The organism is Nocardiopsis sp. NPDC050513, assembly GCF_044457925.1.
Lineage (GTDB): Bacteria > Actinomycetota > Actinomycetes > Streptosporangiales > Streptosporangiaceae > Nocardiopsis.
Genome location: NZ_JBITHK010000012.1, coordinates 91,707 through 110,892 on the forward strand (window position 1 = coordinate 91,707; position 19,186 = coordinate 110,892).

Below are 19,186 nucleotides of genomic sequence, written 5' to 3' on the forward strand. Positions count from 1 at the left end.
GCTCAGGAGACCCGGCGCGCCTCGGCGCCGTAGGTGTTGCAGCCCTCCACGGTCTCGCGCGACCAGCCCTCCTCCAGCCAGAACGACCGGTTGACCGCGCTGCCGTGGGTGTCCAGGTCGCCGCCGGCGTTGAAGTGCTCGTTGACGACGCCCAGGGCCCCGGCGTCGCCGTCCATGATCGCCCGCAGACCGACCCCGGCCATGCACTCGGCCTGGAGCTCGGTCCGGCGCAGCGCCTCCAGCTGCTCGGCCTCGTCCTTGGACCCGAGCTGCCGCTCGTGGGAGAGGTCGAGGATGCCGGTCGCGAACTGGACGTGGTGACCGTACTCGTGCCCCATGAGGGCCACCCAGACCTCCTCCTGGTCCTCGTCGGGGACGAACGCGCCGAGTTCGCGGACGTTGGGCAGGACGACGGTGATGCGGGTGTAGTCGCTCTCGTAGTAGGCGAGCGTGTAGCCGTCCTCGTCGCCCGAGTCGGGGGACTCGCGGGTGACCGTGATGTCCGGTGTCTCGGCGTGGAGCCCGAGGTCGGTCATCACCGGTTCCCACAGCGTGTCCAGGCACTCCCCGGTCGCGTCGGCGAACGCCTCCCAGGACTCGTCGGAGTCCATGTCCAGGTCGGGCGGGTCGCACTCGACCGTCGTGGGCATGGCGACGGAGTACAGGGGGTGGTCGACGAGGTCGACCTCCACCGGGTTCGGGGCCGCGGTCAGGGCGGCCTCGTAGTACAGGGAGACGTCGGCTCCGCCCGCCGAGGGCTCCTCCCGGGGGGTGCTGACCACGGTCACGACGCTCGCGGCCAGCGCCGAGAGCGCGACCGCCGCCGCGACCGCCGTGCCGAACAGCACGTTCCTGCCGCCACGGCGGCGCGGCTGCTGCGGGGGGTACCAGGTGTGCGGGGGAGGCCAGCCGGGGTGGCCGCCCGGGTGGTGGTTCCACGCCTGCCCGAACTGCTGGTGCGCGCCCGGTGGTGGGCCCTGAAGGCGCTGGGTGCCCTGTTGCCACCGGAACGCATGGGTTCCCTGCGGCCCCTGAGCATACGGGGTGGTCTCAGGAGATGCCTGGGGCCCCTGGAACGTCTGGGCCCCCTGGGCCCCCTGGGGCCACTGGAACGCGTGGGTTCCGTGCGTTGCCTCAGGCGACGACTCGGCCTCCTGGTCCTCCGGCGCCGCTGGAGCCACCGGGGGACTCTGGGGCCGTTGGAATCCCCGGGTGTCCTGAGGGTTGTGGCGCGCTCGGCCTCCCGGGAACTCCTGGAACGCCTGAGGAGCCGTCCACGGGTGACCGTTCGGGTACTGGCGGAGAGGCGTCGTCGGCGGGGCGGCGGGGGGAGTGGGGTCGGTCTGGGCGGGGTCCGTGGGGAAGTGGGTCGGGGTGGGGCCGGTGGTGTTCGGGGTGGGCGCCGGGGCGGCGGCCGGTGGGCTGGGGGCGGTGTCGTCCGGTCCGGGTGGTCGAGTCAGGGGTTCCTCGCTCCCGGACCGGTCACCGCCGGGTGGGTTCTCCACGGGGTCCGTCCTCGCTCTCGTGCCGACACACGCTGGAGATAGCCGGACCCGCGGGGGCGAATCCGGCATGTAAGGCGAACCTCCAGTATGGGGCCTAACCGGATGAACCGATGGTAGTGGGTGCGGTACTCTCCGGCGGCTCGTACCTCACCCCCAGGCCCGTCAACACGGTGTGAAGCTCGGACTCGAAGAGTGGTTCCATGTCGTGCATCACGACGCTCATCTGGTCGAAGACCTCCATGCACACCACCCCGTAGAGCCGCACCCAGCACGAGCTGAGCACCATGACCGCCTCCACCGGGATGTGCGGGGCGGAGAAACCGCAGTTCTCGGCGAAGGAGCGCAGCTCGCGTGCGAGTTCTGGGGTGACGTGCGCGCTGTCGGGCAGGGCGAAGCGGCGCTCGGCCAGGAGCCGGTCGAAGAGCGTGTAGAAGGTGGCGGCGAAGCGCCGGGCGGCCTCGATCGCCGGAGCGGTGTCCGCGTTCGGATCCACCTGGGGGCGCGGCCCGAACATGATCGCGAACTCGCTGCGGTGGCCGATCGCCCAGGTCCGGAAGGCGCGCAGCGACGTGCGGATGCGCCGGTCGGTGTCCTCGTCGGGAACGCTGGCGTCGGCCGCGGCCACGGCGGCGCCGAGCTCGTCGAACATGTCGGCCGTGATCGCGATGAGCAGGGCGTCGATCCCCGACACGTAGCGGTACAGGCCGGGCGCGGTCATTCCCATCTCACGGGCGACGGCGCGCAGGGAGACTCCGGACGGGCCGTGTTCGACGAGGTGCCGTCGGGCGATCGTCTTGATCTCTGAGAGTGTGGCCTCGCGCACACGCTCCCGGCGGCTCAGCCCGCCCTGTTCCGCCTGCCCTCGGGCGACCTGCGGTTTCGTCATGGGTTGCACTACACCCCGTCTCAGGGCGCCGGTTCGCCGGCGCCGTGGTCCTCTTCGGCGATATTGACATCGTAACGGGTGCACGCTTTAGTGAACACCGTTAGCAAACGCCGTTCACCGCCATGAAGCTCGTTCACTGAGAGGGCGACGCATGCCGACACACGCTGGCCTGTTCGGCCGACTGGGCCTGGCCGTCCACCGCCGGCGGTGGTGGGTGCTGGTGGCCACCGGGCTCTTCACCGTCTTCGCCGTCGTCTGGGGATCGGGGGTCTTCTCCGACGTCAGCGAGAGCGGGTTCGAGGATCCGGACGCCGAATCCACCCGCGCCACCGAGCTGATCCAGGAGGAGCTGGGCCACGACGACGTCGACATCGTGGCCGTCTTCCGCAGCGACGAGATGCCGGTGACCAACCCGACCTTCGCCGCCGCCGTCCAGCGCGTGACCGACGACCTTCCCGAGGACCTGGTCGCGTCCTACGACGTCTACCTGGACGAGGACCTCAGCGACGTCGAACGCGGCATGCTCGTGTCCGAGGACCAGCACGCCACCTACGTGCCGGTGACCCTGAGCGGGGAGACGCACGCCGACCGCCTGCACCAGTTCGCCGAGGTCGCCGAGGTCCTGGAGGCCGGACCCCTGGAGACGCACCTGGGCGGCCCCGTCGGCGTGGAGGACGAGCTGTCCGCGACCGCCGAGAGCGACATCGTGCGCGCCGAGCTGTTCACCCTGCCGGTGCTGCTGTTCCTGCTCGTCCTCATCTTCGGCGGGGTCGTGGCGGGCCTGGTCCCGTTGAGCGTCGGAGGCCTGGCCATCCTCGGCTCCCTCACCCTGCTGCGCGCCCTGACGTACGTGACCGAGGTGTCGGTGTTCGCGGTCAACGTCGCCACCATCCTCGGTCTGGGGCTGGCGATCGACTACGGCCTGTTCATGGTCAGCCGCTTCCGGGAGGAACTGGACCGCGGGAACCCCGTCGTCCACGCGATCGGCCGCACGGTGGACACCGCGGGGCGGACCGTCGCCTTCTCCGGAGTCACCGTCGGCATCGCCTTCGCGGGGCTCCTGTTCTTCCCCCAGCCCATCCTGAAGTCGATCGGCTGGGGCGGGATCGCCGTCGTCGTGTTCGACCTCCTCGCGGCCCTGGTGTTCCTGCCCGCGCTGCTGTCGTTGGTGGGGCGGCGGATCGACCGGCTCCGCCTGCCCCTGCCGACGCGCACCGTCACCGGCGCCGTCCACGACGGCGCCGGAGCGTGGGCGGGTCTGGCCCGCACGGTCATGCGGGGCCCGGCGGTGTCACTGGTCGCGGTCGGTGGCGTGCTGCTGATCCTCGGCTCCGGCCTGTCCGCCACCCAGCTGGGCGCCACGGACCAGCGGTACCTGCCCGAGGACGCCGCCAGCCGGATCGCCACGCAGACGCTGGAGGAGGACTTCCCCGCCGGGGGGATGGGACGCCTGCACGTCGCCGTCACCGGGGACGTCGCGCCGGACGACCTCGCCGAGTACGCCCAGCGCCTGGAGGGGCTGTCGTCGCTCGTGGCGCTCTCCCAGGTCGAGCGCACCGGTGACGGCGTCGCGCACGTGCTGGTCGCCTACGAGGGGGAGATCGACGACCCGGAGACCGCTCAGCTGGTCCGGGAGATCCGGGCCGAACCCCTGCCCGAGGGCGCGGAGGAGGCCCTCGTGGGAGGCGTGGCGGCGCGGCAGCTGGACAACGTGGCGGCGATCGTCGACGCCGTCCCCACAACCGTGGGCTTCGTCGCCGGCGCGACCGTGCTCCTGCTCTTCCTCGCCTTCGGCTCCGTGGTGCTTCCGGTCAAGGCCGTGCTCATGGGCGCGCTGTCGCTCGGCGCCTCCCTGGGCATGGTGGTCCTCGCCTTCCAGGAGGGGGCGCTCGGGGGGCTGCTGGGCTTCGACGCGGTCGGCACCATCGACCCGACCTACCTGGTGCTCATCACCGTCGTGTCATTCGGCCTGGCGATGGACTACGAGCTGTTCCTGCTCAGCCGGGTGCGCGAGGAGTACCTGCGGACCGGGGACAACACCCACGCGGTCGCGACGGGGCTCCAGCGAACGGCCCGGATCATCACCAGCGCCGCGCTGCTGCTGGTGGTCGTGCTCGTGGCCATGGGCACCTCGGGGCTGCTGTTCCTGAAGATCATCGGTGTGGGCCTGGCCATGGCCGTGGTCGTGGACGCCACGCTGGTGCGGGCGGTGATGGTGCCCGCGACCATGCGGCTGCTCGGCGACCTCAACTGGTGGTTGCCGCGACCGCTGCGCTGGCTGCACGACCGCGTGGGCATCTCCGAGGGCGGAGCGGAGGAGGACGTCCCGCGGGAGGCCGCCCCCGCCGCCCCGCGGGCCGTCCGCGCCCTGGAGCGCCTCTAGATCGTTGATGGGGGTTTGGTGTCCTGGTCAGTGGTCGTAGGCGATCAGTGATCGCTTGACCGGGGCGCCGATCAGCCAGTTGTGCCAGATCGCCGCGTTCAACGCCGCGATCCTCTGACACACCCGGGCCCACAACCCCTCGGTGGTCCGCGCGGCGTGCCGCTCCAGGCCGAGCTGGTTCTTCAGCGTCCAGATGATCGCCTCGATCCGCTGGCGCAACCAGGACGGGAACACCTTCACTTCGGGTTCGGGCTCGTCCTGGCGGACCGGGCGGATGAGCAAGTGTCCCAGGTCGGCCGCCGCGGTCTCGATCCCGGCCCCGGCGAAGCCCTTGTCGCACACGATCGGGGCCGGACCCGGGGCGCAGTCCTGGACGTGGAGCAGGTGCAGGGCCTGTTGGCGTTCGTCCAGCTCCTTGGGGTGGGCCAGGGAGAACGCGCACACCGCCCCGTCAGTGGTGGTGATCAGCATGAGCTTGGCGCCCCAGTAGAAGGCGTGGTGGGACACGTCCCGCCCGTATCCGGCGATCTCGCCCAGCATCGACCGGTCCACCGTGACCCTGGAGGCCCCGCACCGTACTGGGGTGCCGTCCATCAACCTCAGGTTCTCCCACCAGGTCGGGGCCTGGCGGGCCAACCACAGAGCCACGGTGAACAGGGTCGGGGCCAGATCCCTCAGGCGCCGGTTGTACTCGGACTGGCCGGGCAGGCGGGGGAACAGGTGACCGATCCTGGTGCGGGCGGCGCGCATCCAGTGGCGTTCGGAGTCGTGGCGCAGCAGGACCTGGGCTACGGCCACGCACACGAGTTCGGCGTCGGTGAGCAGTGGCCGGGGGCCGCGTTTGCGGGGCTGTTCGCGTGAAGGGATCACGTCATCGTCCAGATGGACGTAGAGTGCTGTCAGAAGGGCGTCGAGGTCATTGGTCACACTCTGATCCTTGACGCCCTTCGCCATGTCCGCAGGAGTTCCGGGAAACCCCCATCAACGATCTAGGGGGTGGTCGGCGCCAGGGCTCCACAGCGGGGTTCGTTCGGTACCGGAGCGTGGTTGCGCAGGGCTCGGACCAGGTCGTTCAGCGCGGGTTGGGGCGTCACGCCGAGCTCTCCGGCCATGCGGCGGCGGAGCTCCTCGTAGACCAGGACGGCCTTGGCGGTGTTCCCCGCGCGGTAGTGGGCGAGCATGAGCATCCTGGCGAGGTTCTCCTCCAGCGGATGCCTGCGCAGGGCGTCGCCGAGCGGCCCGATCGCCTCGCTGTGGCGGCCCACGGCGATGCACAGGGTGGCGAACTCCTCCAACGCCGCGAGGCGCACGCCCTCCATGTAGACGCGCTCGTCGTCGAACGCCAGGCCAGGGAGCTCACCCAGGAACGGTCCCCGCCACAGCCGCAGCGCCTCGGCGAACAGGTCCGCCGCCCCGGCGTACTCGCCGCGGTCGCGCAGCCCCCTGGCGGCCTCCGTGTGGGTGTGGAAGAGGAACAGGTCGAGCTGTTCGGTTCCGGCCACCAGGCGGTATCCGGACCGGCCATTGTCGATGCGGATGCCCCGCTGCGGGGGCAGGTCCGACAGCGCGCGGCGCAGTCCGGAGACGTACTTGTGCACCAGGTTCGCCGCGTAGGTCGGAGCGGCGCCGCCCCACACCGTGGTGACGATCCGCTGGGTGGTCAGGGGTCGGTTCACGTGGAGGGCCAGTGCGGCGAGGACCGTCCGCTGGCGGGGTGCTCCCAGGTCGAGGGCGCCGTCCTCGCCGAAGACGGCCAGTTCGCCGAGCACGGTCATGGTCGTGCTCGCCCCTTGTCGTGCTGTGAGCATTCCGGTTCCTTCCGGTCTGACAAGTCTCACGGTTCGCCAGTTTTTGTGCGCTCCTGTTGAATTCTGGCCGCGGGGAACTCGGTCACGAATACGGCACGGAGGGGTGGCCCGGGCCGATGCGGTTCGCGCTCTCCGTAGTCGCCGGTGTGCGGAGAGGTGTACGGGAATATCTCCCCTGCCGGAGGCCGATCATAGAGAGGCCTCGGATCACGTTCCGTCACATTCCGGCTTCTCTTGGTGTGGTGGCTTTCGTTTTGCCAGTTCCCCGCAGTGCTATCTCATCGCGATGATCCCGTGTGTTGATCATCACACTGCGCTAATGATCATGACCGCTCGTTCGCTTTCGCTCCGTTCCCGCAGTTCCGGTGGCTGTCGGGGCGGGTGGGATTGATCTTTCGAGTTCGGCCTTCAGGGTCTCTTCAGGTTGACTTCACGGCCGCTCTTGATACTGGCCGGTAACAGGAGTTGGGCGGCAAATAGAACCGTCACTTCTGACAAGTCCGATCCCGAGAAAGTGACGGAAAGGGAAGCGATGAACCACATTTCCGTGAGCGAACAGGACGCGTCGGCCGCCGCCGCGGCCGACGGACTGTCCTCCCTGGAGCCGGACGGGCCGCGCGAGATGCGCTACGACGCGACCGTCCCCCGGTGGCTGGTGCACCGCAACGCCGTCGCCGAGGTCTTCGCGACCGACTCCCAGCGACTGGAGGGCGACGTCTTCGAGGTCGCCGCGCAGCTGCCGCGCGGCCACGTGATGCTGGAGGACCAGACCTACGACCTCCCCGTCGTCCTGGAGGCCTGCCGCCAGACGGGTGTGCTGATCTCCCACCGGCACCTCGACGTTCCCATGGACCAGGCCTTCATCATGCAGCGCATGGTGTTGGCGGTCCACGACCCCGTGCTGCTGCGCCAGGGACCCGAGCCCGCCCGCATGCTGGTCCGGGTCGACGCGGACCTGCACCGGAGCCGATCCGGCCGGATCCTGGGCTACGACTTCCAGGGCGAGATGCTCGTCAACGGCGGCTCGCTGGGCACCGTCGGCGGCGCCCTGTTCTTCCTGCGCAGGAAGGACTACGAGGTGATGCGGGCCAACGGCCGGGCGGCTCTGGACATCGACCGGTCGGCGCAGCCGCGCCCGGCGCCGTGCTCCCCCGCCGTCGTGGGCCGCCGCGATCCGCGCAACGTGGTCGTCAGCGACCCCGTGCAGCGGCGGGAGGGCGGCTGGAGCGCCATCGTGGTCGCCGACCGCGACCACCCCCACCTGTTCGACCACCCCCTGGACCACCTGCCCGGCAACCTGCTCATGGAGGCGGCCCGTCAGCTGACCGCGGTCTCCGCCGCCCGGGGCGGCGGGCTGGACCCGGCGACCTTGGTCCCCGTGGCGGTCGCGGCCGACTTCAGCCAGTTCTGCGAGAACGACCTCACCACCGTGGTCGAGGCCGACCCCGCGCCGTTCCGCGGGGACGAGCGGCTCGGCGCCGTGGCCGCCGCGGACGTCCGCGTCCTCCAGCGGGGCAACGTCTGCGCCACGATGCGGGTCGAGGTGGCCCAGTGGGCGTGAACCGGATCGACACCGTCGTCACCGACTACGGCGGCGTGCTCACCAACCCGCTCGCCGAGACCCTGGAGCGCTTCGCCAGGACCGTCGGGCACACGGCCGACGCCCTGGTGCGGGCCGTCGCCGCCGCCACCGAGCGCCACGGCACGGCGCCCATGGCGCTGTTGGAGGTCGGGGCGATCACCGAGGCCGAGATGGTCGCCCGCGTCGCCGCCGAGCTGCCCGGAGGGGGATTGGCCTTGCCCGAGGACCAGACGTTCGGCGAGACCTGGTTCGCCGGACGCGTCGGCAACGAGGGGTTCGTCGAGTTCCTCCGCGGACTGGGCATGGACGGGTACCGCCTGGCCCTGCTCACCAACAACGTCGTGGAGTGGGAGGAGCTCTGGCGGGCCACCCTCCCCGCCGACGACCTGTTCGACGTCGTGGTCAACTCCGCGCACGAGGGCGTCCGCAAACCCGCCCCCGAGATCTACCGGCTGGTCCTGGAACGGCTGGGCACCACGCCCGAGCGCTGCGTGTTCGTCGACGACCTGGAGGCCAACCTGGCCGCGGCAGCCGAGATCGGGATGGCCACCGTCCACTTCCAGCACAACGAACAGGCGGCGGCCGAGGTCACCGCGCTCCTGGACGGCGCAGGGCAGTCCTTCGCCGACACGGGGAGGACCCGGTGAGCGCCCCCGGTCAGCACCCCCCCGTGCTCGTGGTCGGCGCCGGGCCCACCGGGCTCGCCGCCGCCTGCACCCTGCTCCAGAACGGCATCGCCTGCCGCGTGGTGGAGCGCCGCTCCGGCGTCGCCGAGGAGCCCAAGGCCCTCATCCTGTGGAGCGGCTCCCTGGAGGTCCTGCGCCGCCTGGGCGTGCACGAGACGGTGGTGCGGCAGGCCCTGCCCCTGAACTCCGCCTCCTACTTCTCGGGCGGACGGCGGATCGGCCGGGTGCGGTTCGGCGCGCTGACGGGCACCGCCTTCCCCCGGCCGATCTGCCTGCCCCAGCCCGCCACCGAACACGCGCTCCTCGAACGGCTCCTCGCGCTCGGCGGGGAGGTCGAGTGGTCCACCAGGGTGCACTCGGCGGCCCCCGCCGGGGCCGGGGCGCGGGTCGTGCTCGGCCCCGCGGACCGCCCGGAGGCGACGCGCGAGGTGGCCGTCCCCTGGGTGGTGGCGGCCGACGGCAGCCGCAGCGCGGTCCGCGACGCGCTGGGCGTGGCCTTCGAGGGCGACACCTACGACCGGGTCTTCCTGCTCGGCGACGGAGTGCTCCACGGCCCCGCGCCCGAGGACGAGGCCCAGTACCACCTGACCCCGGACGGGGTGCTGGTGGTGGTGCCGCTGCCGGGAGGAGGACACCGGGTCTTCTTCGACATCGCCCCGGACGGGGACGCCGAACCGCCCTCCGACGCGCTCCTGTCCCGACTGCTGGACGAACGGGGGCCGGGCGGTCTGCGGATCGGCGAGGTGCGGTGGCGCAGCCGGTTCCGGGTGCACGCGCGCATCGCCGCGGAGTTCCGCCGGGGACCGTTCCTCATCGCCGGGGACGCCGCCCACCTGCACAGCCCGGCGGGCGGGCAAGGGCTCAACACCGGGATCCAGGACGGTTTCGACCTGGGCTGGAAGCTCGCCGGAGTGCTGCGCGGAGCCCCCGTCTCGCTCCTGGACAGCTACCCGGCCGAGCGCCGGCCCACGGCACGGACCGCCGTGCGCAGCGCCGACCGGCAGACGCGGGCCTGGATGGTGCGCGCACCGGCGGCCCGGCTGGTCCGGGACACCCTGATGCGCGCGCTCTCGTCGTCGGGCCTGTTGGAGCGGAGGCTCGTCCCGCAGCTGGCGCAGATCGCGCCCGACCTCGGGGACAGTCCCGCGGTCACCGCTGCTCCGGGGGGCTGGCGGGCGGGTCGGGCGTTGGGCGGGGCGCAGCCGGGGCGGCGGATCGGCGACGTCGCGCTGGTGCCCGTCGGCGGAACGAAGGCCGGGAGCCTGCACGAGTACGTGGCCTCGGGGCGGCACTGCCTGGTGGTGGGCGGGACCTCGCCCAGGGTCGACGAGGCGGCCGGGGAGCTGCGTGAGCGGGCGCCCGGCGACGTGGACGTCCTCGTCGTGCGCGGTCCCGGCGGGGGAGGGGCGGCTCCCGCGGCCGGGTGCGACACGGTCCGCCTGAGGCGCCCCGCGCAGGGGCCGCCCGGGCGGGACTGGGCGATCCACGTGCGCCCGGACGCCGTGGTCGGCGCGGTCGCCGTGCTCGGTTCCGGTTGGCGCGCCGAGAGCTTCCTGCGCACGGCGCTCCTGCCTCGGACAGAGCGATCCCTCAGGTAAACAATATATGAAGCATATTATCTGGATGTGTGTTCATATGATTCCCATACAGTACCGTGGCGCAGAGGGATCGAGTCGCGGCGGTCGGGTCCTCCCGGCCGCCGCCGGCGCGGCCGGCGAGCGCCGAAGGGGGTGACACCATGCTGGACGCACTGATCGGGCTCACCACGCGCAGACCGTGGTGGGTCCTGGCCGTGGCCCTGGCGGCGGTCGTCGGCGCCGTGGTCGTCGGCTCCGACGTCACCGACCGGCTCAGGGCCGGACAGGGGACCGAGGACCCCCTCTCCGAGTCGGCGCTGGCCAGTGAGGCCATGGAGGAGCACTTCCCCGACAGCAGGCCCAACCTGGTCCTGCTGGTGGAGTCCGAGGACGGCGTCGACGACCGCGAGACGGCGGGACGGGCGCTCGGGCTCGCCGAGGGGCTGGCCTACGAGGACGCCGTGGTCGGGGTGACCTCCTACTGGCAGACCGGGGCCGACGAACTCAAGTCGGACGACGGAACGGCGGCGATCATCGCCGCCCGCGTCGGCGGGGACGAGGCGCAGGCGGGACGGGCGGTCGCCGACCTGGCGGACCGCTACGGCGGCGAACACGGCCCCCTCACCGTCCGGGTCGGCGGCCAGACCGCCGTGCTCAACGACATCGAGACCACCATCGCCGAGGACCTGGCCGTCTCCGAGGCCATCGCCCTGCCCGTCACCCTGCTGATCCTCGTGTGGGTCTACGGCAGCGTCGTCTCGGCCGTCCTGCCGCTGGCCGTCGGCGTGACCGCCGTCATCGGCACCAACGCGGTCCTGTGGGTGATCGCCGGACTGACCGACGTGTCGGTCTTCGCGCAGAGCCTGACCGTCGCCCTCGGGCTGGGGCTGGCCATCGACTACGCCCTGCTCATGGTGCGGCGCTTCCGCGCGGAACTGGCCGCGGGCGCGGATCCGCCGACGGCCACCGCCGTCACCGTCCGCACCGCCGGACGCACGGTGCTCTTCTCCGCGCTGGCCGTCTCCGCCGCCCTCGCGGCCATGCTCCTGTTCCCCCTGTACTTCCTGCGCTCCTTCGCCTACGCCGGGGTCACCGTGGTGCTGCTGGCGGCCCTGGCCACCCTGGCGGTGCTCCCGGCGGCCCTGACCCTGCTCGGCGGGCGCGTCAACGCGCTCGACCCGCGCCGTCTGCTGCCGCGCCGGTCGGCCGCGGGCGTCCGGGTCACCCCCGAGGAGGCCGCCGACCGGCGCTGGCGCCGCCTGACCCGCCTGGTGATGGGACGCGCGCCGGTCTTCGCGATCGCCTCGCTCGCGCTGCTCGTCGTGGCCGGACTGCCGTTCCTGCGGGTGGAGTTCGGCATGGCCGACGACCGCCAACTGCCCGAGGAGGCCGAGTCCCGCCAGGTCTCCGACGTCGTCCGCGACGACTTCGGCTCCACCGCCACCGCCGCGGTCGACGTCCTGGTCCACAGCCCCCCGGAGGAGATCGACACCCGCGCGCTCACCGACTACGTCGAGCGGTTGTCCCTCCTCGACGACGTCGACGAGGTCCGCTCGCCCCTGGGCGAGTATGTCCGGGGCCGGCCCGCCCAGGCCCGCACCCCGGTCGACGCCCTGCGCGAGTCCACCGAGTACGTCTACCTCCAGGTGGTCCCCGTGCCCGAGGTCGAGGACATCTCCCCGGAGAGCCAGCGGCTGGTCCGCGAGATCCGCGCGCTGGACACCTCCCTGGAGGTCTCCGTCGCGGGACGGGCCGCCGCCGCGGTCGACGCCCAGGGTGCGATCGCCGACCGGCTGCCGGCCGCGCTCGCCGCCGTGGTCGCGGGCATGGTCGTCCTCGTCTACCTGCTCACCGGCAGCGCGGTCCTGCCCCTGCTCTCGGTGGTGATCAACGCGCTCAGCCTCACCGCCATGTTCGGCGCGGTGGTCTGGGTCTTCCAGGACGGCAACCTCAGCGGACCGCTGGGCTTCACGCCGACCGGATTCATCGACACCGCCCTGCCCGTCCTGATGTTCTGCATCGCCTTCGGGCTGTCCATGGACTACGGGGTCTTCCTCCTGGCCCGGATGCGGGAGGAGTACGAGCGGACCGGGGACCACCGGACCGCGGTCGAACTGGGGCTGCGCCGCACCGGCGGCGTCGTCACCGCCGCCGCCGTCACCCTGGCCGTGGTCATGGTGGCCATCGGCGCGTCGAGGGTCACCAACACCATGATGCTCGGCTGGGGCGTGGCCCTGGCGGTCGTCGCGGACGCCACGGTCGTGCGCTGCTTCCTCGTCCCCTCGGTCCTGCGGCTCACCGGTACCGCCACGTGGTGGGCCCCGGCGCCGCTGCGGCGGCTGCACCGGGTCCTCACCGGGTCCGGAGCGCGGTCCCGCCCCGCGCCGGACCGGACGGCGGAACCCGAGCCGCCGGACGAGCCCCCGGCCCCGACCGGAACGACGTCGCGAACGGAGGCCGTCCGTGTCCAGGACTAGCAGGGCCCTGACCGCCGCCGGCGCGGCGGCGGTCGCCGCAGCGACCGTCTGGTGGCTGCTTCCCGCCGGCGGCCCGGCACCGGCCGCCGACCCCGACCCCGCACCCGGGGACAGGGCCGCGTCCACGGCCGCCCGCCTCGCCGACGCCGACATCGTCGACGTGCCCGTCACCTTCACCGTCACCAACGGGAACCGTTCCCGACTGCCCTGCACCAGCGACGGGGAGGAGTACACCCTCGGCGGCCACCTCACCGCCCCTCGATCCGTCCTGGAGGAGGACGCGCCGACCGTCACCCTCTACCAGCACGGGCAGGCGGCGGGGGAGTGGTTCTGGCGGCTCGACGCGCCCGGAGCGCACCACACCGAGGAGATGGCCCTGCTCGGCCAGGCCTCCCTCACCCTGGACCGGCTCGGCTACGGCGGCAGCGACCGCCCCGACGGCATGGCCATGTGCCTCGGCAGCCAGGCCGACATGACCGCCCAGGTCATCGCGGGGCTCCGTGACGGCGACTACACCGTCGCCCCCGTCCCGGACCTCCTCGACGGTGTCCCCGCCTTCGACCGCGTGGTCCTGGCCGGGCACCACAACGGCGCCCAGATCGCCCAGATCACCGCGTACTCCTTCACCGGCGACCAGGCCCCCGACGCGCTGGTCCTCATGGGGTGGAGCGGCACCGGACTGACCGACCGCGCCGAGGCCCGCTTCTTCGGCGGACTGTCCTCCTGCATGCAGGGCGGCGTCCCCGCCGCGGCCGGCGCCGGACCTCCCGGCCCCGACGCCGCGGGGGAGACCGGATACGCCTACATCGACGTCGGGCGCACCGCCTTCACCGCCGAGGTCTTCCACGACACCGGTTCCGACGTCGCCGCCCTGGCCGCGCCGCTCCAGGAGCGCACGCCCTGCGGCGACCTGGGCACCCAGGTGGAGGCGCTGGCCACCGACACCCGCAACCTGGACGCGGTCGACGTGCCCGTGTTCTTCGCCTTCGCCGACGCCGACCGGCGTGTGGCCGACGGCCCCGCGCACGTCGCCCGCTTCACCGGAGCGCCCGGGACCCACGTGGTCACCGTGCCCGGCGCCGGACACTTCTTCCCGCTCGAACCGGGGGCGGAGCGCGTGCGCGCCGAACTCGCCGTGTGGCTGGAGGAGCGATGAGCGTCCGACCGACGACCCCCCACCAGCACGAGGGAGCGCGCATGCCGCACACCCGCCGACTCCTGTCCGCCTGCCTGGCCGCCCTCGTGGCCGTGTGGGCGGCGGCGGCCCACGCCGACGGCGCGCGGGCCGCGTCGACGCCGGGGGACCGGGCCCAGGCCCCGACCGCCGCGCCCGCCGGCCCCGCCGTCCTTCCCGAGGGCGTGGTGGACCTGCCCGTCGAGTTCACCGTGGACAACGTCAACCGCACCCGCGGCCAGTGCTCCTCCGACGGTGAGGAGTACACCGTGCGCGGACACCTCACCGCCCCGGCCGCGGTCCTGGAGCGGGACGATCCGGCCGTGATGCTGCTCGTCCACGGCACCAACACCGGCGAGTGGATCTGGCGCCTGGACGTCCAGGGACGCAACTTCGCGCACGAACTGGCCGCGCGCGGTCACGCGTCGGTGACCGTCGACCGGCTCGGCTACGGCTCCAGCGACATCCCCGACGGCTTCGCCACCTGCAGCGGCGCGCACTCCGACATCGCGCACCAGGTGGTGGAGCGACTGCGGGAGGGCGACTACACGGCCGACGGCGGCGACGCGACCGCCTTCGGCACCGTGTTCATGGGCGGTCACTCCAGCGGCGCCCTGGTCGCCGAGACCGCGTCCGCCTCCTTCGGCGGGATCGACGGCCTCTTCCTCACCGGATGGGCGGCGGTGGGCATCACCGGCGACACCAACCGGCGTTTCCTCACCGCCTACGAGACCTGTCTGGAGGGCGGGCTGCCCCACTCGGAGCCCGGCGACCCCGAGGGCTACGTGCGCTTCGACGCCACGCTGGAGGACTTCGTCGACGGCGGACTGGGCCCCTCCGCCGACCCGGCGGTCGTCGCGGCGGTCGAGGAACGGTGGGGACCCAACCCGTGCGGGGTGATGGTCTCCGAACCGATGGCCATCCTCTACGACCTGGACCTGGTCGACGAGATCGACGTCCCGGTCCACCTGGTCTTCGGCTCCCTCGACGTCCTGCGCCAGGGCGTGGAGGGGTACCCGGGCCTGTTCACCTCCAGCCCCGAGGTCACCGAGACCACCCTCGAGGACGCCGGACACTTCGTCACCGTCGACGAGGGGTCCGAGCGCGTGTACGACACGGCTGCCGCGTGGATGGAGCGGCACGCCCCGACCGATTCCTGACCCTGGAAGGCGATCCATGGCCACGTCACCGTCGACACAGTCGCCCCCCGACAGAGAGGAGGAAACTCCGGGACGCCCCTCGTTCTTCGCCGGACTCGGCGCAGGGCTGGCCCGACGACCGGGACGGGTGATCCTGGCCAGCGTCGCGCTGGCGCTGGTCAGCCTGTACCTGGCGACGGGGACGATGGACCGGCTGCTGCTCAGCCGGTTCGAGAGCCCGGGCTCGGAGTCGCTGCGGGTGGAGGCGGTGCTGGAGGAGGAGTTCGGCACCGGCAAACACCACTTCCTGCTCCTCGTCACCGCCCAGCAGGGGACGGTGGACGATCCGGCGGTGGTCGAGGCCGCCACCGCCGTGGAGGAGGACCTGGCCTCCCGCGACGGCGTGGCCGAGACCGCGTCGTACTGGTCGCGCGGCGGCTCCCCGGCGATGCGGTCCGACGACGGCACGCAGGCGCTGGTGACCGCGCGCATGGAGGGCACGGTGACCGAGGCCCGCGCCGCCCTCGGCGAGATCTCCCCCGAGCTCACCCGCGAGGACGGCGTGATCCGCGTGGAGGTCGGGGGCGGCGACGAGATCTTCCGCCAGGCGGCGGAGCAGGCCCAGGCCGACTTCCTCCGGGCCGAGGCGATCATCTTCCCGCTCGTGTTCGTCCTGCTCCTGGTGATCTACCGCCGGGTCTCCGTCGCCGCCCTGACCCTGGGCATGGGGCTGTTCTCCGTGATCGGCACCCTCGCCCTCCTGCGCGGCGTCAGCTACCTCACCGAGGTCTCCACCTTCGCCGCCAACCTGACCCTGGTCATGGGCATCGGGCTCGGGGTGGACTACAGCCTGTTCATCATCAACCGGTTCAGGGAGGAGTTGGCCCGGGGCCGGGAGGTCTCCGACGCGGTCCGGATCGCGGTGGCCAGGGCCGGGCGCACGGTGGCCTTCAGCGGACTGACCGTCGCCGTGGCGCTGTCCTGCCTGATGCTCTTCCCGTTCCCCTTCCTGCAGTCCTTCGCCTACTCCGGCGTCGGAGTGGTCCTGACCTCGGTGTTCGCGGCGCTGGTCATCCTTCCCGCCGCCCTGGCCAAGGTCGGGCACCGGGTGCGGCCGAGGCGCGAACCCCGTGCCGACAGCGGCTGGTGGCACAGCATGTCGCTGCGGATGATGCGCCGCCCGCTCCTGTACGGAATCCCCGCCCTGGCCCTGGTCCTGCTCATGGCGGCGCCCGTCCTCGGGCTGAACTTCGGGCTGCCCGACGCGCGCGTGCTGCCCCAGGGCAACTCCAGCCGCGACGTGCAGGACCAGATCGAGGCGAACTTCGCGCAGGAGGAGATGGACGCCGTCCAGATCCTGGTGGACGTGCCCGGACGGGAGTCCGAGGAGACGGCGATCGCGGAGTACGCGACCGCCCTGTCCGAGGTGGAGGGGGTCTACCAGGTGGACGCCCTCACCGGCGGGTACGCGGAGGGCCGCGAGATCTCCGGCCCCCAGCCCGACGCCCAGGAGCGGTTCGGCTCGGCCGAGGCCACCTGGTTCTCCGCCGTCCCCGACGCCGAGGCGCTCGACGACACGGGCTCGCTGATCGAACGGCTCCGCGACGTCCCGGCGCCGGGCGGGGCCGAGGTCGGCGGCTACCCGGCCGACCTCACCGACTTCCGTGAGGCGCTGCTCGGCCAGGTGCCGCTGGTGTTCGGGCTCATCATGGCGATCACGTTCGCCATCCTGTTCCTCATGACCGGCAGCCTCCTGCTGCCCGCCAAGGCGATCGTGCTCAACGTGCTCAGCCTGGCGGTCATGTTCGGCGTGATCGTGTGGATCTTCCAGGAGGGCAACCTGTCCGGTCTCCTCGGCTTCACCGCCAACGGGACCCTGGAGACCACGTTCCCGATCCTGATGTTCTGCATCGCGTTCGGGCTGTCCATGGACTACGAGGTGTTCATGATGTCCCGGATCAAGGAGGAGTACGACGCCACCGGGGACAACCGGGGGGCGGTCGCGGCCGGTCTCCAGCGCAGCGGACCGCTGGTGACCGCGGCCGCCGTCATCCTGGCCGCCTCGTTCGCGACCTACGCCTCCTCCAGCGTCCTCTACCTGCTGATGCTGGCGGTCGGCATGGCCGTGGTGATCCTGGTGGACGCCACGCTCATCAGGGCCGTCCTGGTTCCGGTGTTCATGCGCCTGGCGGGGCGCGCCAACTGGTGGGCTCCCGCTCCGCTGAAGCGGTTCCAGGAGCGGTACGGGATCAGGGAGGGATGAGAGCGCCGGGTGCGCCGGGGGCGGCGGCGCACCCGGCCCTACTCGTGCTTGGTGACCCGGGGGTTGCCGGTGAGCAGGCGTCCGGACAGTTCGTGCAGTTCCTGGCGCTCCCGCTCGGACAGCGAGGCGAACACCTTCCTCTCGGTCTCGGCCACGACGGCACGGGCCTCCTCGAGCAGGCGGGTGGCCTTGTCCGTCGGCGTGACGATGTAGCGGCGCCGGTCCTGGGGGTTGCGCACGCGCTGTGCCAGCCCCTGGGCCTCCAGGTCGTCGACGAGTCCGACCATGACGTTCGGGTCCACCCCCAGCACGCGGCTCAGCTCCTTCTGGGAGGGGTCGGACAGGGAGACGGCGGCCGCCAGCACGTGGAACTGGCGCGGGGTGATCTCCAGGGATCCGAAGGCCGCCACGGTCGTCGCCTGGACCAGCTCACCCAGCTTGATCAGCCGGAAGCCGGTCATCTGCCACAGGGGGGTCTCCCAATCGGCGGCGTTGTTCATGACTCACCCAGATTCGATATTCATCAAAAACTATGACTGTATATCAATTTTATGATAGTGAGGACGGAAGTCATGGCGGACACACCCACCCTCCCCTCCAGGGAACGAGCCCTGGTCACCGGCGCGACCGGCCTCCTGGGGAGCAACATCGTGCGCCTCCTGCTCGAACGGGGGCAGGAGGTCGTCGCCCTCGTCCGCGACCCCGACCGCGCCCGGCGGCTGCTGCCCGCCGAGGACCCCCGGCTGCGCCTGGCCGCCGGCGACGTCACCGCCCCCGAGTCCTACCGGGGCCTGTTCGCCGGCGTCGACGAGGTCTTCCACACCGCCGCCTACTTCCGCGAGTACTTCCAGGACCCCTCCCTGACCGGCCCGCTGGAGGACGTCAACGTCCGGGCGACCGGCGACATCGTGCGCGAGGCCGCGGACGCGGGGGTCCCCGTCCTCGTCCACACCAGCTCCATCAACGTCCTGGCCCTGCGCGGCCCCGACGACCCGGCCGACGAGCGGACCCCGGCCCCGGACAGGTACCTGCGTATGAGGGTGTCGGAGTGCTACCCGTCGAGCAAGGTCCGGGCTGAGCGGGTCGTGGACGACCTGGTCGCCTCAGGGCGCACCGGCGACACGCGGATCGCCGTGGTCCTGCCGGGGTGGATGTGGGGTCCGGGCGACGCGGGGCCGACCTCCGCCGGACGGCTCTTCCTGGACGTGGCGCGGGGGTCGGTGCGCGCGGTGCCGCGCCTGGCCAACTACGTGGTCGACGCCCGCGACGTGGCGCTCGCCTGCGTCGCCGCGGCCCGGGTGGGCCGCCACGACCGCTACGTCCTGGCCGGGGGCAAGGTGCCGCTGCCCCGCCTGACCCGCGCGGTCGCCGCCGAGACGGGTTCCCGCGCCCCCCGGGCGGTCCCCGCCGGTCTGGCGATGGCCGCCGCCGCGCTGATGGAGCTCCAGGCGAAGGTGAGCGGGACAGAGCCCACCGCGACCCGCACCGCGATCGGCGTCCTGCGCGAGGGCGACCAGCGGCACATCTCGTCCCGCCTGGCCCTGGAGGACCTGGGGGTGGGCACGCGCCCGCTCACGGAGACGATCACGGCCATGGGCGCCTGGTACCGCCAGCACGGGATGCTGTCGGCCGCCGGGGCGGCGGCCACCCTGCCCGCCGGTTGACCGCGGGAACGGGCCCGGCCGCCTTTCGGCGACCGGGCCGTG

Annotated in this window: 14 protein-coding genes; 9 read left to right on the forward strand and 5 right to left on the reverse strand. The window is 72.3% G+C overall.

Going from position 1 to position 19,186, the window contains the following annotated elements:
• Nucleotides 1–2: 2 nt before the first annotated feature.
• Both ACIBFB_RS20815 and ACIBFB_RS20820 read right to left on the reverse strand, forming a co-directional pair.
• Complete coding sequence (locus ACIBFB_RS20815; RefSeq protein WP_397232527.1) at nt 3–848, reverse strand: neutral zinc metallopeptidase; 846 nt, start codon at nt 846–848, stop codon at nt 3–5.
• Nucleotides 849–1,599: 751 nt separating this feature from the next.
• Nucleotides 1,600–2,391, reverse strand: a complete 792-nt coding sequence (locus ACIBFB_RS20820) for a TetR/AcrR family transcriptional regulator (RefSeq protein ID WP_397232530.1) — start codon at nt 2,389–2,391, stop codon at nt 1,600–1,602.
• Nucleotides 2,392–2,542: 151 nt separating this feature from the next.
• Here ACIBFB_RS20820 and ACIBFB_RS20825 point away from each other — a divergent pair, with 151 nt between their 5' ends.
• Nucleotides 2,543–4,774, forward strand: a complete 2,232-nt coding sequence (locus ACIBFB_RS20825) for an MMPL family transporter (RefSeq protein WP_397232532.1) — start codon at nt 2,543–2,545, stop codon at nt 4,772–4,774.
• Nucleotides 4,775–4,801: 27 nt separating this feature from the next.
• Here the strand turns inward: ACIBFB_RS20825 and ACIBFB_RS20830 are convergent, their stop codons facing one another.
• Together ACIBFB_RS20830 and ACIBFB_RS20835 are read right to left on the reverse strand one after the other, a co-directional pair.
• A complete protein-coding gene (locus ACIBFB_RS20830; protein ID WP_397232535.1) occupies nt 4,802–5,701 on the reverse strand; it encodes a transposase in 900 nt (299 codons plus the stop codon).
• 62 nt (nt 5,702–5,763) lie between these two features.
• The gene (locus ACIBFB_RS20835) at nt 5,764–6,582 is read right to left on the reverse strand and encodes a BTAD domain-containing putative transcriptional regulator (RefSeq protein WP_397232537.1); all 819 of its coding nucleotides are present in this window, start codon (nt 6,580–6,582) and stop codon (nt 5,764–5,766) included.
• A gap of 532 nt (nt 6,583–7,114) precedes the next feature.
• On the opposite strand from ACIBFB_RS20835, the gene ACIBFB_RS20840 reads away from it, so the two are divergent.
• From ACIBFB_RS20840 to ACIBFB_RS20870, 7 genes are all read left to right on the forward strand, one after another.
• Complete coding sequence (locus ACIBFB_RS20840; RefSeq protein WP_397232539.1) at nt 7,115–8,143, forward strand: ScbA/BarX family gamma-butyrolactone biosynthesis protein; 1,029 nt, start codon at nt 7,115–7,117, stop codon at nt 8,141–8,143.
• Nucleotides 8,140–8,811, forward strand: a complete 672-nt coding sequence (locus tag ACIBFB_RS20845; protein WP_397232541.1) for an HAD family hydrolase — start codon at nt 8,140–8,142, stop codon at nt 8,809–8,811. Before ACIBFB_RS20840 ends, ACIBFB_RS20845 begins: the two co-directional genes overlap by 4 nt.
• Nucleotides 8,808–10,448, forward strand: coding sequence for an FAD-dependent monooxygenase (locus tag ACIBFB_RS20850; RefSeq protein WP_397232543.1), 1,641 nt, complete (start codon nt 8,808–8,810; stop codon nt 10,446–10,448). Before ACIBFB_RS20845 ends, ACIBFB_RS20850 begins: the two co-directional genes overlap by 4 nt.
• Nucleotides 10,449–10,588: 140 nt before the next feature.
• Nucleotides 10,589–12,904, forward strand: coding sequence for an MMPL family transporter (locus ACIBFB_RS20855; protein ID WP_397232545.1), 2,316 nt, complete (start codon nt 10,589–10,591; stop codon nt 12,902–12,904).
• Nucleotides 12,891–14,060, forward strand: coding sequence for a hypothetical protein (locus ACIBFB_RS20860; protein WP_397232547.1), 1,170 nt, complete (start codon nt 12,891–12,893; stop codon nt 14,058–14,060). Before ACIBFB_RS20855 ends, ACIBFB_RS20860 begins: the two co-directional genes overlap by 14 nt.
• A complete protein-coding gene (locus ACIBFB_RS20865; protein WP_397232549.1) occupies nt 14,057–15,238 on the forward strand; it encodes an alpha/beta hydrolase in 1,182 nt (393 codons plus the stop codon). The genes ACIBFB_RS20860 and ACIBFB_RS20865 overlap by 4 nt, the downstream gene beginning before the upstream one ends.
• 127 nt (nt 15,239–15,365) lie before the next feature.
• Nucleotides 15,366–17,480 carry an MMPL family transporter gene (locus ACIBFB_RS20870; protein WP_397232551.1) on the forward strand — a complete coding sequence of 705 codons (2,115 nt, stop codon included), beginning with the start codon at nt 15,366–15,368 and terminating at the stop codon, nt 17,478–17,480.
• Between the two features lie 38 nt (nt 17,481–17,518).
• Here the strand turns inward: ACIBFB_RS20870 and ACIBFB_RS20875 are convergent, their stop codons facing one another.
• Nucleotides 17,519–17,980: a MarR family winged helix-turn-helix transcriptional regulator gene (locus tag ACIBFB_RS20875; RefSeq protein WP_397232553.1), complete on the reverse strand. Its 462-nt coding sequence runs from the start codon at nt 17,978–17,980 to the stop codon at nt 17,519–17,521.
• A 72-nt stretch (nt 17,981–18,052) separates the two neighbouring features.
• On the opposite strand from ACIBFB_RS20875, the gene ACIBFB_RS20880 reads away from it, so the two are divergent.
• Complete coding sequence (locus ACIBFB_RS20880; protein ID WP_397232555.1) at nt 18,053–19,144, forward strand: NAD-dependent epimerase/dehydratase family protein; 1,092 nt, start codon at nt 18,053–18,055, stop codon at nt 19,142–19,144.
• The last annotated feature ends 42 nt before the right edge of the window (nt 19,145–19,186 follow it).

Excerpts from the sequence above, each read along its gene's own strand:
- ACIBFB_RS20820 (WP_397232530.1), bottom strand. The coding sequence starts at position 2,391 with ATGACGAAACCGCAGGTCGCCCGAGGGCAGGCGGAACAGGGCGGGCTG.
- ACIBFB_RS20825 (WP_397232532.1), top strand. The coding sequence starts at position 2,543 with ATGCCGACACACGCTGGCCTGTTCGGCCGACTGGGCCTGGCCGTCCAC.
- ACIBFB_RS20835 (WP_397232537.1), bottom strand. The coding sequence starts at position 6,582 with ATGCTCACAGCACGACAAGGGGCGAGCACGACCATGACCGTGCTCGGC.
- ACIBFB_RS20840 (WP_397232539.1), top strand. The coding sequence starts at position 7,115 with ATGAACCACATTTCCGTGAGCGAACAGGACGCGTCGGCCGCCGCCGCG.
- ACIBFB_RS20855 (WP_397232545.1), top strand. The coding sequence starts at position 10,589 with ATGCTGGACGCACTGATCGGGCTCACCACGCGCAGACCGTGGTGGGTC.
- ACIBFB_RS20865 (WP_397232549.1), top strand. The coding sequence starts at position 14,057 with ATGAGCGTCCGACCGACGACCCCCCACCAGCACGAGGGAGCGCGCATG.
- ACIBFB_RS20875 (WP_397232553.1), bottom strand. The coding sequence starts at position 17,980 with ATGAACAACGCCGCCGATTGGGAGACCCCCCTGTGGCAGATGACCGGC.
- ACIBFB_RS20880 (WP_397232555.1), top strand. The coding sequence starts at position 18,053 with ATGGCGGACACACCCACCCTCCCCTCCAGGGAACGAGCCCTGGTCACC.